Here is a 15639-nt window from a genome sequence, read left to right as displayed (position 1 = left end):
CGACATAAATGACACAAAGTACATTATTGAAAGGCTTATTTGTCAAAAAAATATTAGAAATGGGTCAAATTTTAGTGGTAGTAATTTTATAATAAATGTAATTTTGTAATTATTCTAATTAAAAATTTACTTATTTTTAGTTCGTCTATTTTTCACCTTTATTTATTAACTAATCCTTTATTAATTGAGTATGAAACAATTACTACTTAAGATGATGCTCAGCTTGGCTATTCTCATTAGCTGGCAATTCGCCGACGCCCAAGGCCGAGCAGTATCAGGCAAGGTTTCCGATGCTGGTGGTAACCCACTACCAGGTGTGAGCGTAACAGTAAAAGGCACAGCACAAGGAGCAATCTCTGATGCTGCAGGAAAGTTTTCGGTACAAGCAGCTAACAATGCTACATTAGTATTTAGCTACATTGGTTACAAAGCACAGGAAGTGAAAGTGGGAAGCCAAAACAACATTAATGTCGCATTAGAAGAAGATGCTGCTGCGTTGAGCGAAGTTATCGTTGTTGGTTATGGTTCGCAAAAGAAAAGCCAAACAACTGGTGCTATCTCTCAAGTATCTGCAAAGCAAATTACTGAGATGCCTATCACTAACCTTGGCCAAGCTCTTCAAGGTAGAACAGCAGGGGTTGATGTTTCGCAGTCAGGTTCAAAACCAGGTTCAACACCAAAAATCTTGATTCGTGGCCGTCGTTCATTCAATGCTGGTAACGACCCTCTCTATGTAGTAGATGGTATTCCATTGTCAGCGGGTTATGAAGATATGAACCCAAGCGATATTCAATCAATTGAGGTTTTGAAAGATGCAACTGCAACGGCCATTTATGGTGCGAGAGGTGCAAACGGTGTTGTGCTTGTAACAACTAAAAGAGGGGCAGTAAAAGGTAAAACTGTTGTAACATTTGATACTTACGGTGGTGTTTCGAAACCGCTTGATAAAATTCAATTGTTCAATGGTGCAGAATTTGCAGAGTACGTACGTGAAGCATATCGTGCTACAAATAACTACAAAGACGCAAACGGTAACCCAGTTCCAACTGGTGTAGCTGATGCAGCTGCCGATGCTAAAGTAGCGGTACTCGGTGGTGACCCTGCCGTAGCAGCTGGTCTTGCGGCTGGTAGAAACACAAACTACCAAGACTTGATTTTGCACAATGGTATTATGCAAAATCACTCATTGGGTGTACAAGGTGGAAACGATAAAACACAGTTTTATATATCAGGTGGATTCTTCCAAGATAAAGGTATCTCTGATGGCTTAGATTATACTCGTATGTCGTTAAGAGCAAACATCGACCATAACATCAATAGCTGGTTGAAAGTTGGTCTTTCTTCATATACAATGTATAGTATCAGAAATGGTGAAAACTTGAACCCATATCAATTTACAATCAATCAAAACCCATTAGGTCGCCCTTACGATGATAATGGCAATATCATTTTTTCACAAACCAATGATGCCTTATTGACAAACCCATTGGCTGAGATTGTTCCAGGTGCCCAAGTAGATAATACTAAAAAATACAGAATTTTCAATAGTCTTTACACGGAGTTTAAAATCATTGAAGGTTTAAAATATCGTATCAACTTTGGTCCAGACTTTACGCTTTCAAGGTCAGGTCGCTTCATTGGAGCTGCCACAAATGCTCGTAAATATGGAGACCCTACAGCATCTGCCAGCAATAACTTTGGTTTCAACTGGACACTTGAAAACGTTGTAACTTATAACAAAACATTCGCTCAAAAGCATAACCTTGGTGTAACGTTATTACAATCTATCCAAAGAGATAATTTTGAAAGATATTCAACTGATGTACAAGGTATTCCTGCTGAAACGCAACAGTTCTATAACTTAGGTAATGCAAGTGCAGTGTTAGCTGTAGGTAGTTTTTTAAGTGAATGGACTATCAACTCATATATGGCTCGTATCAACTACGACTTCAATGATAAATATTTATTGACTGCTACTATGCGTCGTGATGGTTCAAGCCGTTTCGGTGAGAACACTAAATATGGTAATTTCCCAGGTATCGCTTTAGGTTGGAATATCAGCAACGAAGCATTCATGAAGCAAATTCCATGGTTAGATTTATTGAAATTGAGAGCAGGTTGGGGTAAAGTGGGTAACCAAGGGGTTGCACCTTACCAAACACAAGGTTTGTTGAGCAGAACGGTTTACGCTTGGGGAAATACAGCAGCTTACGGTTACCGTCCGAACACTATCGGAAATCCTGATTTGAAATGGGAAACTTCGGCAACTGCCAACATCGGTTTAGACTTCAGTTTCTTGAGAGGAAAAATCCAAGGTTCATTAGAATTGTATGAAACTAACACTACTGACTTATTATTGTCTGACCAATTACCAGGTTCAATCGGCTTTAGTGCTGTAACTCGTAACGTAGGTCAAACTCGTAATAAAGGTATCGAGTTAGGTTTCACAACTGTAAACGTGAACACAGCTGGTGGTTTCAAATGGACTACTGACTTCACTTTCACTAAAAATAAAGAAGAAATCGTTTCTCTTTACAATGGAAAAGTTGATGACTTAGGAAACCGCTGGTTCATTGGTCAACCATTGAACTCATACTATGATTACAAAAAAGTAGGTATCTGGCAGTTGAATGAGAAAGAAGAAGCAGCTAAATTCTATCCTGGTGACAAAGCAAACCCACTTGGAGCAGGTGTTGGACAAGTTAAAGTACAAGATACTAACGGTGACGGTGCAATTACAGCTGCTGACAGAGTTTTATTAGGTTCAGATATTCCTAACTTTAGTGCTGGTTTCACAACAAGATTTTCTTACAAAGGATTTGACTTATCGGCATTCTTATTTGGTCGTTTCGGAAATATGATTGTGAGTGGTTTCCACCAAAACAACAACGCATTGGCTGGTCGTTACCAACAAATCAAAGTTGACTATTGGACTCCAAACAATCCAACTAATGAGTTCCCTCGTCCGTTTAGCACACAAGAATTCCCTCAGTATAATACTACTTTGATTTATTTTGATGGTACTTTCGTCAAATTAAGAAACATTAACTTCGGTTATACTTTCCCTCAAAGTGTTGCGAAAAAACTCGGAATGGAATCTTTACGTTTGTTCTCAAGTATTCAACAACCAAAAATCTGGTCTGAATACCGTAGCAAATACAATGGTATCGACCCAGAAGCAACTATTACTTCAGCAGGTAATGGTACAACAAACGTTGGAGCGGGTGTTACACCAGCAACATCGGTTACAACAGTTGGTTTGAACATTAGATTCTAATTGAAAGATTTAAACAAGGGATTTTAAAACATTAAAAAAATGAAATTAAATAATATATTAAAACCAATCAAAATCTTTGGTGTTGTGGCTTTACTATTTACGAGCCAATCATGTAAAGATATTTTGGATGAAACCGTAGTATCAGGAATCGGTAACGACTACATCAATACACCTAAGGGATTTGAAGATGCCGTAAAATCTGCGTATTCTTCTCTTAGATACTATTATGGAACGCAGCAGGGTCTAACAATGACCGAATACGGTACTGACATTTATGCTACTGGTGCCGATGGTGGTTATAAAGGATTCCATTTCTACGATACTCAACTACAACCAACTGTTGATTATTTAGGAAATACTTGGGACGAACTTTACCGTGGTATCAATACTTGTAATGCCGTAATTGATAGAGCTCCAGCAGCGACAGTTACTGAAGCAATCAAAAAACTAAGAGTTGCTGAGGCAAAATTCTTGAGAGCTCACTATTATTATATCTTGCACCAACAATTTGGTGGTGTTGATTTAAGATTGACTGAGACACTTGCTCCAACTAAAGAAACAAAAAGAGCATCTGATGCAGAAATGTATGCTGCTATCATCAAAGATTTGAACGAGGCTATTCCTGCATTGGAAGCAAAAGCTCAATCGTCTGATTATGGTCGTGCTACAAAACCTGCTGCCGAAACTCTTTTAGCAAAGGTATATTTGGCTAAAGGATATTCATCAGCAAAAGCTGCCGATGATTTCACGAAAGCAGCCGAATTGTGTAAAACTGTAACTACGGCTTACGGCTATAAGTTATTAGATGATTTTGCAAGTGTTTTTGACGAAAACAACCAAGTGAATAGTGAAGTTGTGTTTGCAGTTCAATATACTTCTGACCTATTGACTAACCTTACTAATACTGTTGCAGCAGCAAATGGAGGAAATAACCTACACCTTTTCTTCGGTATGCAATATGACGTACAACCAGGTATGAAGCGTGATATATTTTATGGTCGTCCGTTTAAGCGTTTACGTCCAACTGCTTATTTGTTAGATGTTTGTTTCAAAGACCGTACAAATGACTCTCGTTACAAGAAAACATTCCGTGATACATGGTTGAGCAATAACCCAGGTACTAACCTAAACGCATCGTTTGATAACTCTAAGTCTAAAATCTCATTCGCAGCAGGTGATACAGCTATCTTTATCCCAGGTTACGAAATGTCGAAAGAAGAGCGTGCTAAGAAAAAATACCAAGTATTAGTTCCAAGTGCTTATAGTGAAGCTTTGTTCCCGACATTGACTAAATTCTTCGATACAAAACGCCCAGACTTAACTTGGGAACCTGGTAGCCGTGATTATTTCGTTTTCCGTTTGGCTGATGTTTACTTGATGTTGGCAGAAGCTCAATTAAAAGCTGGGAACGTATCAGAAGCTACAAAAGCTATCAACATGGTTCGTCAAAGAGCTGGATGGCCTGGAAAAAAAGATGCTATGTTGATTACTGACAAAGAAATGACAATGGACTTTTTAATCGAAGAGCGTGCAAGAGAATTGGCAGGTGAGCAAACTCGTTGGTTGGACTTGAAACGTTGGGGCTTATTGGTTGACCGAGTAAAAAAATATAACCCTCAGGCAGCAACAAACATAGCCGACAAACACTATGTTCGTCCGATTCCTCAAACTCAAATCGACCGTTCAAATGCTGGTGTTTTTGCACAAAACCCAGGATATTAATATTTAGTAGATTTGTTTCATCATAGTATCCAGAGAGACTCCTCCACTTCGAGGAGTCCTCTTTTTTTCTGAGAGTTTCTGTTTTATTTTTTAAGTTTTTAGTCCACATTTTTTGTAAATTCAACCCTCTAAAAAATCATTCGCCTTTATCCATCTATTTAAAACTATGAACAGAAGAGATTTTCTTACACAAGCATCGTTACTGACAGCTTCTTCAATGCTATCTATTGATGCTTTTGCCGCAAAAAGCAAATACAAAATAGCTTACTCGGCTATTACTTGGAATGGAAATGATTTAGTAGCCATCGGCGATATTGCCGCTCTGGGTTTCAAAGGAATCCAACTAAGAGCTAATACTTATGCTCCATTCAAGGATAAACCACAAGAATTGAAAGATACACTCGTTAAAAACAAACTAACGTTGGCGATGTTTTCGAGTGGAAATGTGAGTATTCAAGATGATATTTCAAAAGATATCGAAACGCACCTTAATCACGCAAAATTCATCAAAGCTTTGGGTGGCAATTCTTTGCAAATAACCAATAATTCTCGTCCGAAAGACCGCCTTCCAACTACAGAAGAATTAAAAAGATACGCCAAAAACATGAGTGAAGTAGCAAAGGTTGTAAAAGGCGAAACGGGCATTCAGCCAGCTTATCACAATCACATGAATCAACTCGGCGAAACCCCCGAAGAAGTAGATATTATCTTCAACGAGATGAATCATAAATATATTTTGGCATTGTTGGATGTGGCTCACTACACGCAAGGCGGAGGAAATGCAGCCGATGCGGTGCTAAAATACAAAGACATTTTGTACGCAACGCATATAAAAGATACGAAAGTAACCGACTCAAAGTCTGGTTATCAGTTTGTAGAGTTGGGACAAGGAAGAGTAGATTTTCCTGCAATTTTTGAGAATTTAGAAAAGATTAAATTCAAAGGCTGGAATATCATTGAGCTTGACTCGGTGCCAGTAAAAGGCCGCACTGCTCTCGAATGCGGCCAAACCAGCAAAAAATACCTGGAGTCTATTAAAGTAAACTTCTAAACCTATGTGGGGCGAACATTCTGTTCGCCTTTATTTCTTCCCTCTCAAATATTGGCTCGGCAACTCAATATCAAAACCCAGTTCATGAGCTGCACTTTGCGGAAAATATGGATTACGCAGTAATTCTCTAGCCAAAAATACCAAATCTGCTTTCCCCGAACTTATAATTTCATTGGCTTGCTCGGCCGAAGTGATTAGTCCGACTGCTCCTGTCTTTATGCCAATTTTGGCTTTTATTTCTTCGGCGAAAGGTACTTGATAATTTGGAGCAATCGGAATTTCTTTCGGAGCGACAAATCCACCCGTCGAACAATCAATCAAATCAATTCCTTTTTCTTTCAAAATAGCTGAAAGTCGAACAGAATCTTCAATTTTCCAACCATCGGCACGCCAATCGGTGGCCGAAATTCTGACCAATAACGGTGTTTCAGTCGGAACGACTTCTTTCACAGCATCAATCACCAGCATCAATGCCCTCGAACGGTTTTCAAAACTTCCTCCAAACTCATCAGCTCGTCTGTTGGCTACTGGCGAAAGAAACTCATTCAACAAATAACCATGTGCCGCATGAATTTCTATAACCTTAAAACCTGCCTCAATAGCACGCTTGGCTGCTTGTTTAAAATCTTCAACGATTTGTTCAATATCAGCCTTTGTTAGCTCTTTTGAGTAAGTTTTTTGGTCGGTCAATAAAGTAGCACTCGGCGAAACTGGTTGCCAGCCACCTTCTTCTGTCGAAACATATTTTCCACCTTCCCACGGTGCTGCCGAACTTGCTTTATAGCCTGCATGAGCGAGTTGCACACCCGCAACTGAGCCTTGTTTGTGAATAAAATCTGTAATTCGGCGAATTGGGGCAATGTGTTCGTCTTTCCACAAGCCCAAATCTCCTGCCGAAATCCTTCCTTCGGGCGAAACCGCCATTGCTTCTGTAATTATCAATCCAGCACCACCAACGGCTCGGCTACCTAAATGCACAAAATGCCAATCATCCAAAAAACCATCGGTAGCCGAATATTGGCACATCGGCGACATCACGATTCTATTTTTAAGGGTAACACCCTTTATTTGGAGCGGAGAAAAAAGAGTTATTTCTTCCATGAGTTATATCTTTATTGAATGAAGTGAAAACTAATACATAGAAAATCGTTTTTTCGGCCGATTAGTTTCTTTTGTTGGTTTACGGTCAGAACAAATACTTAAATATTGACTATAAATACTGAAATTAGGTCAATTAAATATCAAAATCTTAATATTTTTGGTTAAATAGATATTAGATTGGTATTCGTTTAATCACTAATTTTGATTCATTATTCAATCAATTTATTTACAATGAAAATGAAGAAAACACTTGTTGTTTTATTAGCTTTTGGTGCATTTTTTAATGCTTCTGCCCAAAAGTGGACAAACCTATTTAATGGTAAAGATTTAAAAGGCTGGACACAACGTGGAGGCAAAGCTACATATACAGTAGAAAATGGTGAAATAGTTGGTACAACCGTAAAAGACACTCCAAACTCATTCCTCTGCACCGAAAAAGACTACGGCGATTTTATCCTCGAACTCGACCTCAAACTTGATGACGAAATGAACGGTGGCGTACAGTTCCGCAGCCTTTCAAAACCTGACTATAAAGAAGGTCGTGTGCATGGCTATCAAATGGAAGTTGACCCTTCACCAAGAGCTTGGTCGGGTGCTATTTATGATGAAGGCCGTCGCGATTGGTTGTATATTCCAAATAACAATCCCGAAGGTAAAAAAGCTTTCAAGCCAGTTGGTCAGTGGAATAAATACCGCATCGAAGCCATTGGAAATACACTTCGCACTTTCATCAATGGTGTGCCGACTGCCCATGTAATTGACGATATGACTGCCCAAGGTTTTATTGGTTTGCAAGTACACTCAATCTACGGACCAATGAAAGAAGGCATGAAAATTCGTTGGAAAAACATCAAAATTCAAACCGAAAACCTCAAACCAAGTCCGCTTGATAATTGCCCAGTTGTAAATTTACTTTTGAATAATCTTTCAGAACAAGAAAAAGCACAAGGTTTCAAAATGCTTTTCAATGGTAAAGATTTCACTGGTTGGAGAGCCGTTCACGGAACAGAAATGCCAAAACAACACTGGGCAGTAGTTGACGGCACAATCAATGTTAGTCCATCAGATGGCTCAGAAACTGGTAACGATATTGTTACGAATGAACAATTTGGTGCATTTGAGTTAGTTTTTGAATTTAAACTCACCGAAGGTGCTAACTCAGGGGTGAAATATTTCGTAAACGAAGCATTTGATTCTAACGGAAAATCAGGTATCGGACTTGAATTCCAAGTGCTTGACGACGAAAAGCACCCCGATGCAAAAATGGGAGCAGTTGGAAATCGTACGTTGGCGAGTTTATACGATTTGATTCCTTCTTACAAAATCGACAAAGATTTGAAAATGGACAGACGTTTCATCAAGAAAATTGGTGATTGGAATCAAGGCCGTGTAATTGTTTATCCAAATAATATCGTTCAGCACTGGCTAAATGGCTTCAAAGTGGTTGAGTATGAGCGTAAAAGCAATATTTTCAATGCCTTAGTCGCTCGTTCAAAATACAAAGATTATAACGGCTTTGGTGCAGGTGATAAAGGCAATATTTTGCTTCAAGACCACGGCAATAATGTTTCATTCAGAAATATCAAAATCCGTGAATTGAAATAAATCATTTTTCAACGCCATCTATTTAACCTATCATGAAAAAAATACATTTTATTGGAGTTGCTCTGTTTTGTGCAACGGTCGGTTATGCCCAAAAGCCCGTACAACCCACATTGGGGTATCGTTCGGTGAAAACACTGAAAGTCAACGGTTTAGAATTTAAAGACCTCAATAAAAACGGTAAACTTGATAAATACGAAGATTGGCGTTTACCGCAAGAAGCCCGCATCAAGGATTTGATTTCGCAGATGACCCTTGAAGAAAAAATCGGCTTCATGATTATCAGCACTACTCGTATGGCGGGCGATAATGTCTTTCAGGCAAATGCCCCAAGAACCGAAATTTCGAGTGGGTTTAATGAAGAAGATTTGATTCAGCCCAACAATATGTTCACTCGCAAGCCTTTGGCTGTACCGATGATGTCGTCGGCAGGAACAACCAAAGGTGTGATGAACTTTCATCTGCGTCATTTTATTTTGCGAGCAAATACAAGTGCCAAAACAATGGCCGATTGGTCGAATAATTTGCAGGCATTGTGCGAAACCTCACGTTTGGGAATTCCAGCGATTGTTGCCTCAAATCCACGAAACCATGTAACGGTTGATGCCTCAGTCGGTTTGAGCGTAGGTACAACAGTTTTCTCAAAATGGCCAGGAGAATTAGGCATGGCTGCCATGCGAGATTTGAAATTGACTCGTGAGTTTGCCGAAATTGCCGCCAAAGAATGGGCTTCGGTTGGACTCAGAAAAGGCTATATGTACATGGCTGACTTATCGACCGAACCACGTTGGCAACGTACGGAAGGAACCTTTGGTGAAGATGCCGATTTAGCTTCCAACATGATTCGTGAGATAGTTTTGGGCTTTCAAGGCACAAAACTCAATAAAAACTCGGTAGCAATGACTACCAAACATTTCCCAGGTGGAGGCCCACAGGAGGGCGGACAAGATTCGCACTTCGATTGGGGAAAGTATGCTCATTACCCAGGCGGAATGTTTGATTATCACGTAAAACCTTTCAAAGCGGCCATTGATGCAGGAACTTCTTCTATCATGCCATATTATTCAGCTCCAAAGGATAAAAGTATGGAAGCCGTAGGTTTTTCTTATAATAAAGCCATTATTCAAGACTTATTACGCAAAAAACTCGGTTTCAAAGGTATTATCAACTCTGATACTGGCCCGATTGACATGATGCCGTGGGGAGTTGAAAATCTTACGATTACCGAACGCTATAAAAAAGCTCTCGATGCTGGTGTAGATATTTTCTCGGGCGGAGCTGACCCTGCTCTTCTACTCGAAACTGTCAAGAAAGGAATGGTAACAGAAGACAGAATCAATGAATCTATTGCCAAATTATTGAAAGAAAAATTTGATTTGGGTTTATTTGAAAATCCTTATGTTGATGTAGAAAATGCGGTAAAAACAGTTGGAAATGCTGAGTTTCAGAAAAAAGCAGATTTGGCTCTCAGAAAATCAATTGTTTTGCTCAGAAATGACGAAAAACTATTGCCGATTTCAAAGAAAGCCGATGGTAGCCGCACAAAAGTGTATTTTGAAACTTACAAAGAAAGTAGCGGAAGAGGACAAGCTCAAACTTCGGCAATCAATGTAAATAAGCCAACTATCCAAAACCCAAACATCGAATTTGTTTCGACCAAAGAAGAAGCCGATGTGGTGCTTTTATGGCTAATTCCGAGTGCTGGTGGTTTGTTTAGCTCGGGCGGGCAACCTATCGAACTAAGTCTTTCGAAAAACAAAGTTGACGTAGCCCATGTGAACGAAATTTTGAATGCAAAACCAACCATTTTGGCAATCAACTTTACAAATCCTTGGGTAATTGGCGAGATTGATAAGGGCAAAGCCAAGTCAATTTTAGCAACTTTTGGAACAACACAAGATGCACTTTTGGATATTGTAAGTGGAGCATTCAACCCAACAGGAAAGATGCCTTTTTCGATACCAGTCTCAGAAAAAGCAGTACAAGAAAATAAATCAGATGTACCTGGTTATTTGGAGCCAAATTATGCTCTATTCAAATTCGGTGCTGGACTGAGTTATAAGTGATTTGGTAGAAAAAACCACTGAAAATTTAAAATTTTTATTAGATTTACAACAATACAATTAGCAAATATTCAATCAGTATAAAACTATGACAACTCGTAGAGATTTTATTATCAAGTCGGTTATTGCAAGTGCGGGGGTAGCCGTTGGAGGCTCTGCTTTTGCAAAACCAACAGGCAGTTTTTCGGCCAAAAGTTATGGCAAAATCATCGGTGCCAATGACCGTGTTCGTGTAGGTTGCGTAGGTTTCTCTGACCGCCACCGTGCCTCACACGTAGGGCCATTCAAAGAGCTTTCAAAAGGCATGAACTTTGAAATGGTAGCACTTTCTGACTTGTGGAATCGCCGTCGTGAAGAAGGAAAAGCTTATCTTGATAAGCAATTAGGTAGTGATGTGAAGGTTTTCCGTAACAACGAAGAACTTTACAACTCTAAAATGGTTGATGCCGTATTTATCTCAACTGCCGATTTTCAACACGCTTTGCACACAATCGAGGCGGTAAAAGCAGGTTGCGATACTTACACCGAAAAACCACTGGCCGAAACAATGGAAGATAACCGTGCGGTATTGAAAGCAGTAAAAGAGTCAGGTAAAATCGTACAGATTGGTTCACAACGCCGTAGTGGAGAAAACTACTTTGCGGCAGAAGATTTCATCAAATCTGGTAAGTTTGGCCCAATCGTAATGGTTGAATTAATGTGGAACGTAAACCAACCAGGTCGTTGGAGAAGACCAGAATTGGTAAAAGACTTGAAAGAATCGGATGTTGATTGGAAACGCTATTTGATGAATCGTCCGATGGTTCCGTTCGACCCACGTAAATATTTAGAATATCGTTTATTCTGGCCTTATTCTTCGGGTATCCCTGGGCAATGGATGAGCCACCAAATTGATACAGTTCACTGGTTCTCGGGCTTGCCACACCCACGTAGTGTAGTTGCCAACGGTGGAATTTATCAATGGAAAGATGGCCGTACAAACGCCGATACGTTAACAGTAGTATTCGATTACGGCCCAATAAACGACCCTTCTACTGGCTTCCAAGTACAATTCACAAGTCGTTTCTCAAACGCTGCGGGTGATACAAAAGAATTATACTACTCAAATGGTGGTATGATTAATCTTGACACTAACGAGATTTCAGATACTGGTGGCTTACGTGAGCGTGAAGCATCAGCAATGGGCTTGAAGGCTAACTTATTGCCAAAAATTAAACTTGAAGGACAAAAAGTTGAGTCAGGTGCAAATACTGGTGGCGACCCGTTGACATTCAACCACATCAAAAACTGGATGGAATGTGTACGTAGCCGCAAAACGCCTCACGCTCCAATAGAAGCGGGTTATTCGCACTCAATCGCTACAATCATGTCAAATGCAGCTTACCGTACCGGCTTGAAAGTAACATTCGATGCAAAAAATCAAGAAGTTTTGGCTGGTGGAAAACCGTTTAAGTATTAAAATTTTATCCGACCGCATTAGATATTTTTACAAGAAAAGGAGCATAAAATGCTCCTTTTTTATTTTCTAAGCAGGTTAAACGAACACAATAGTATTGCCCTGAAAGGGCTTGACACATTAAGATAGAGCATCGCTCTATTTAGAAAATCTGCCCTACTAAAAACCCAAGCCCTGAAAGGGCAATACAAGCCGAATATTACCAAAAATATTTCGCCCTTTCAGTGCTTTAGGCGTTTTTGTACATTACTTTTCTAAGGGCGATGCCCTTAGTTAATGAGCTTAAAACCTTTCAGGCTTAAAATAGAATGATTTTAATACGCTTTTGCAGCAAGTCAAACAAATACAATAGTATTGCCCTGAAAGGGCTTGACACATTAAGATAGAGCATCGCTCTATTTAGAAAATCTGCTCTACTAAAACCCAAGCCCAGAAAGGGCAATACAAGCCGAAATATTACCAAAATTATTTCGCCCTTTCAGGGCTTTCTGCATTTTTGTACATCACTTTTCTAAGGGCGATGCCCTTAGTTAATGAGCTTAAAACCTTTCAGGCTTAAAAATAAAATGATTTCATTGCCATTCTCTAAGCTGTTTTACTTAATTCAGATTATGGGTTTTCAGAAAAAAGGTTAAATTTGTTTAAACTTTATTCTTCAACCTCCATGAACACACAATCTAAACTTTTACTAATTTTTACCTTCGTTGCTCATCTTGCTTTTTCACAAGATACCATTGTAGTAAAAATGACATTAAAAGCAGGTCATGTTAAATCTATTCGTTCTCGTCCTGTTCTTTCTTTAGAAAAAGATATTTCAAAATTTATGATTGTTGAAAACCTCAAAAGTTTTATCATCAAGCGTTTCTCTGTCTTTCCTGAACATTCGGCTTATCAAGATTTAAAAAATAACTTAATGACAGAAGTTGATTTTACAGCAAGAACTAAAATTTTTGACTTTGATTCTTCTAAAGTTTATAAAGGCCGCTCCAAGAGTATAGTTTATTGCTTGGTAGGAACATATTCTGATGGTAAAAAGGTTGTAATAATTGACCAAAACGGAGATTATAATTTCAATAACGACCACATATTTGCTTTCGATTTTATACCTGAAAGTTTTAAGCCAGACCAAGCTGGTTTCTTTAGCAGTAAAGAGGTCAATAAATTTTTGGACGAAGAAGTAACGGCCGTTGAGATAAAAGTCGAAGGCTTTTATGACACTACTCGGTATTCGAGAAATATTTTAATCAAACCTGTTCCATATAATACTGGTGTAGGCTATCCTAACAAAACAGAGCAAGAATTACATCTTTCGATAGAGCTATCTGAGCATTTAGAAGGAGAATTTATACTTAATAGCAAGAAATATTATTTGTCTATGTATAATATATTGCCCTATTTGACCTACAAAAATAAATCTTTTCTAAGGCTTTTATTTCGCAAGGAAAACGAAGAATTTAACTCTAAAAATAATAATAGTAATCACCCTGATTTTCTTATCATCGAAAATAAAAAGTATTTGATTGCCTCCGTTTCACGTTTTGGCGATGAAGTAATTTTGCGTTATTCTAAGGATTAAACTGACGGAAGTCTTCGAACTGGGCGTTCCCCTTAAAGCGAAGACTTCCGTATAAAATTCAACTATTACTTCCCTCTCAATTCTCGCTTCAAAATCTTCCCAGAAGCTCCCATCGGTAAGCTACTCTTAAACTCTACCACACGAGGATATTTATAGGATGCAATACGTTCTTTTGTCCAAACAATTAATTCTTGTTCCGTTATTTGAGCATCGGGTTTTAGTACCACACAAGCTTTTATTTCTTCACCATATTCGTCGCTTGGTATGCCAATTACTGCCACCATCGAAATAGCTGAATGTTGCATCATTACTTCTTCGACTTCTCGTGGATAAACATTAAAACCACCACGAATAATCATGTCTTTGGTGCGGTCAACGATAAAATAATAACCGTCGTCGTCTCTGATGGCAATATCGCCTGAGTGTAACCAACCGTTTTTGATACTTTCGGCCGTAGCATCGGGGCGTTTGTAATACCCTTTCGTTACGTTGTGTCCACGGTAGCACAATTCGCCTTTTTCGTTTGCTCCGAGTTCGTTGCCGTTTTCATCTTTTATACAAACTTCCACTCCCCAAACGGGTGTTCCGACCGACCCTGGCTTACGCACACGGTCTGGGTGATTAAATGTAACCACTGGCGAACCTTCCGACATTCCGTAGCCTTCCAAAATTGCAACATTATATTTTGCTTCAAAGTCTTTCAGCACCTGCACAGGCAAAGCCGCTCCACCCGACAAGCAAACCCGCAGCGAACTCGAATCAAATTTATTGGCTTCTGGATAACTCAAAAGTCCCCAATACATCGTCGGCACGCCCGCAAAGTGCGTAATTTTTTCACTCTGAATCAACGAAAGCACCATTTCGGCATCAAATCTTGGCACAAGCACGGCCGTTGAGCCTCGATAAATACTGGCAATCATGCACACCACTTGCCCAAAAATGTGGAAAAGTGGCAAAACCAGCATTGTTTTATCATTGTAGTTCAAATCCTGCAAATCTTTGCTCAGATTAGCGTTCAAGAAAATATTTGAGTGCGTAAGTTCGGCACCTTTTGGTCGGCCAGTGGTACCAGAAGTATAAATAATTACCGCAGTATCGTCGGGTGAAGTAAAATAACTCTGAAAAGCAGGCGATTTTCCTGCCATCAACATTCCCATTGTCTTTGTTCCTTCAATCGGCGAAACATCAGTAAACGTGGGTGTAATCATAAAAAAATGCTCACACGAATTGGTCATTTCAAAACCAGCGTGTCCTTCCTGACCCATTGGCATTTCGGGCGTGCCTACAAAGCAAAAATAAGCTTTTGCATCAGAATCTTGCAAATGATAGGCAATTTCGTGGCGTTTCAGCAATACACTCAATGGCACAACCGATGCACCAGTTTTCAAGATTCCGAAATAAATCATCGGAAAATAGGGCAAGTTCGGACAAGTCAGAGCCACTTTATCGCCGTAGCCAATGCCGAGCAAAGCCAAACCATTGGCAATCTGATTGGCAGCGGCATCGAGCTGAGCAAACGTAATTCGTTTATCAGCAAATATTAAAGCCTCTTTATTGGCGGAGTTTCGAGCGTGATGTTCTAAGACAGTTGATAAGTTAAACATGGTTTCTAACAGGTTATTTGGTCTTTGCAAGATAGATTTATTATAGTACTTTGAAAAGAAAAAATTGTTTTATTTGACGTTAAATTTTAACAAAAAACAAGAATTTGTTTATCGTAACATCATTTCCATAGCGAAGGGGTTGCAGCCCCTTCGCTATGGAAATATCTCTCGTAGAGGTGATGAATAC

9 protein-coding genes are annotated in these 15639 nt (G+C 39.3%); 7 read left to right on the top strand and 2 right to left on the bottom strand.

Annotated elements, in window-relative coordinates; translation table 11 throughout:
* Positions 1 to 211: 211 nt before the first annotated feature.
* From IEX65_RS23595 to IEX65_RS23585, 3 genes are all read left to right on the top strand, one after another.
* On the top strand, positions 212 to 3277 hold the full coding sequence (locus IEX65_RS23595; RefSeq protein ID WP_229250871.1) for a SusC/RagA family TonB-linked outer membrane protein: 3066 nt from the start codon (positions 212 to 214) through the stop codon (positions 3275 to 3277).
* Positions 3278 to 3316: 39 nt separating this feature from the next.
* Positions 3317 to 4999, top strand: a complete 1683-nt coding sequence (locus tag IEX65_RS23590; protein WP_188770021.1) for a RagB/SusD family nutrient uptake outer membrane protein — start codon at positions 3317 to 3319, stop codon at positions 4997 to 4999.
* Positions 5000 to 5165: 166 nt separating this feature from the next.
* Positions 5166 to 6050 carry a sugar phosphate isomerase/epimerase family protein gene (locus IEX65_RS23585; RefSeq protein ID WP_188770019.1) on the top strand — a complete coding sequence of 295 codons (885 nt, stop codon included), beginning with the start codon at positions 5166 to 5168 and terminating at the stop codon, positions 6048 to 6050.
* A gap of 30 nt (positions 6051 to 6080) precedes the next feature.
* Here IEX65_RS23585 and namA read toward each other — a convergent pair whose 3' ends face one another.
* Positions 6081 to 7151 carry an NADPH dehydrogenase NamA gene (gene namA, locus IEX65_RS23580; protein ID WP_188770017.1) on the bottom strand — a complete coding sequence of 357 codons (1071 nt, stop codon included), beginning with the start codon at positions 7149 to 7151 and terminating at the stop codon, positions 6081 to 6083.
* Positions 7152 to 7388: 237 nt separating this feature from the next.
* Between namA and IEX65_RS23575 the strand changes: the two genes are divergently transcribed.
* The 4 genes from IEX65_RS23575 (at position 7389) to IEX65_RS23560 (ending at position 13848) form a co-directional block, all read left to right on the top strand.
* Entirely contained in the window at positions 7389 to 8756 is a 1368-nt protein-coding gene (locus IEX65_RS23575) for a 3-keto-disaccharide hydrolase (RefSeq protein ID WP_188770015.1), read from the top strand.
* Positions 8757 to 8788: 32 nt separating this feature from the next.
* Positions 8789 to 10819: a glycoside hydrolase family 3 protein gene (locus IEX65_RS23570; protein ID WP_188770013.1), complete on the top strand. Its 2031-nt coding sequence runs from the start codon at positions 8789 to 8791 to the stop codon at positions 10817 to 10819.
* 85 nt (positions 10820 to 10904) lie between these two features.
* The gene (locus IEX65_RS23565; RefSeq protein ID WP_188770010.1) at positions 10905 to 12275 is read left to right on the top strand and encodes a Gfo/Idh/MocA family protein; all 1371 of its coding nucleotides are present in this window, start codon (positions 10905 to 10907) and stop codon (positions 12273 to 12275) included.
* Positions 12276 to 12936: 661 nt separating this feature from the next.
* Positions 12937 to 13848, top strand: a complete 912-nt coding sequence (locus IEX65_RS23560) for a hypothetical protein (protein WP_188770008.1) — start codon at positions 12937 to 12939, stop codon at positions 13846 to 13848.
* A 65-nt stretch (positions 13849 to 13913) separates the two neighbouring features.
* Here the strand turns inward: IEX65_RS23560 and IEX65_RS23555 are convergent, their stop codons facing one another.
* Positions 13914 to 15452, bottom strand: coding sequence for a long-chain-fatty-acid--CoA ligase (locus IEX65_RS23555; protein ID WP_188770006.1), 1539 nt, complete (start codon positions 15450 to 15452; stop codon positions 13914 to 13916).
* Positions 15453 to 15639 lie beyond the last annotated feature (187 nt).

The organism is Emticicia aquatilis (genome assembly GCF_014644295.1).
Lineage (GTDB): Bacteria > Bacteroidota > Bacteroidia > Cytophagales > Spirosomataceae > Emticicia > Emticicia aquatilis.
The sequence above is the reverse complement of the archived record's forward strand: the minus strand, read 5'-3'. Positions and strand labels throughout refer to the sequence as shown.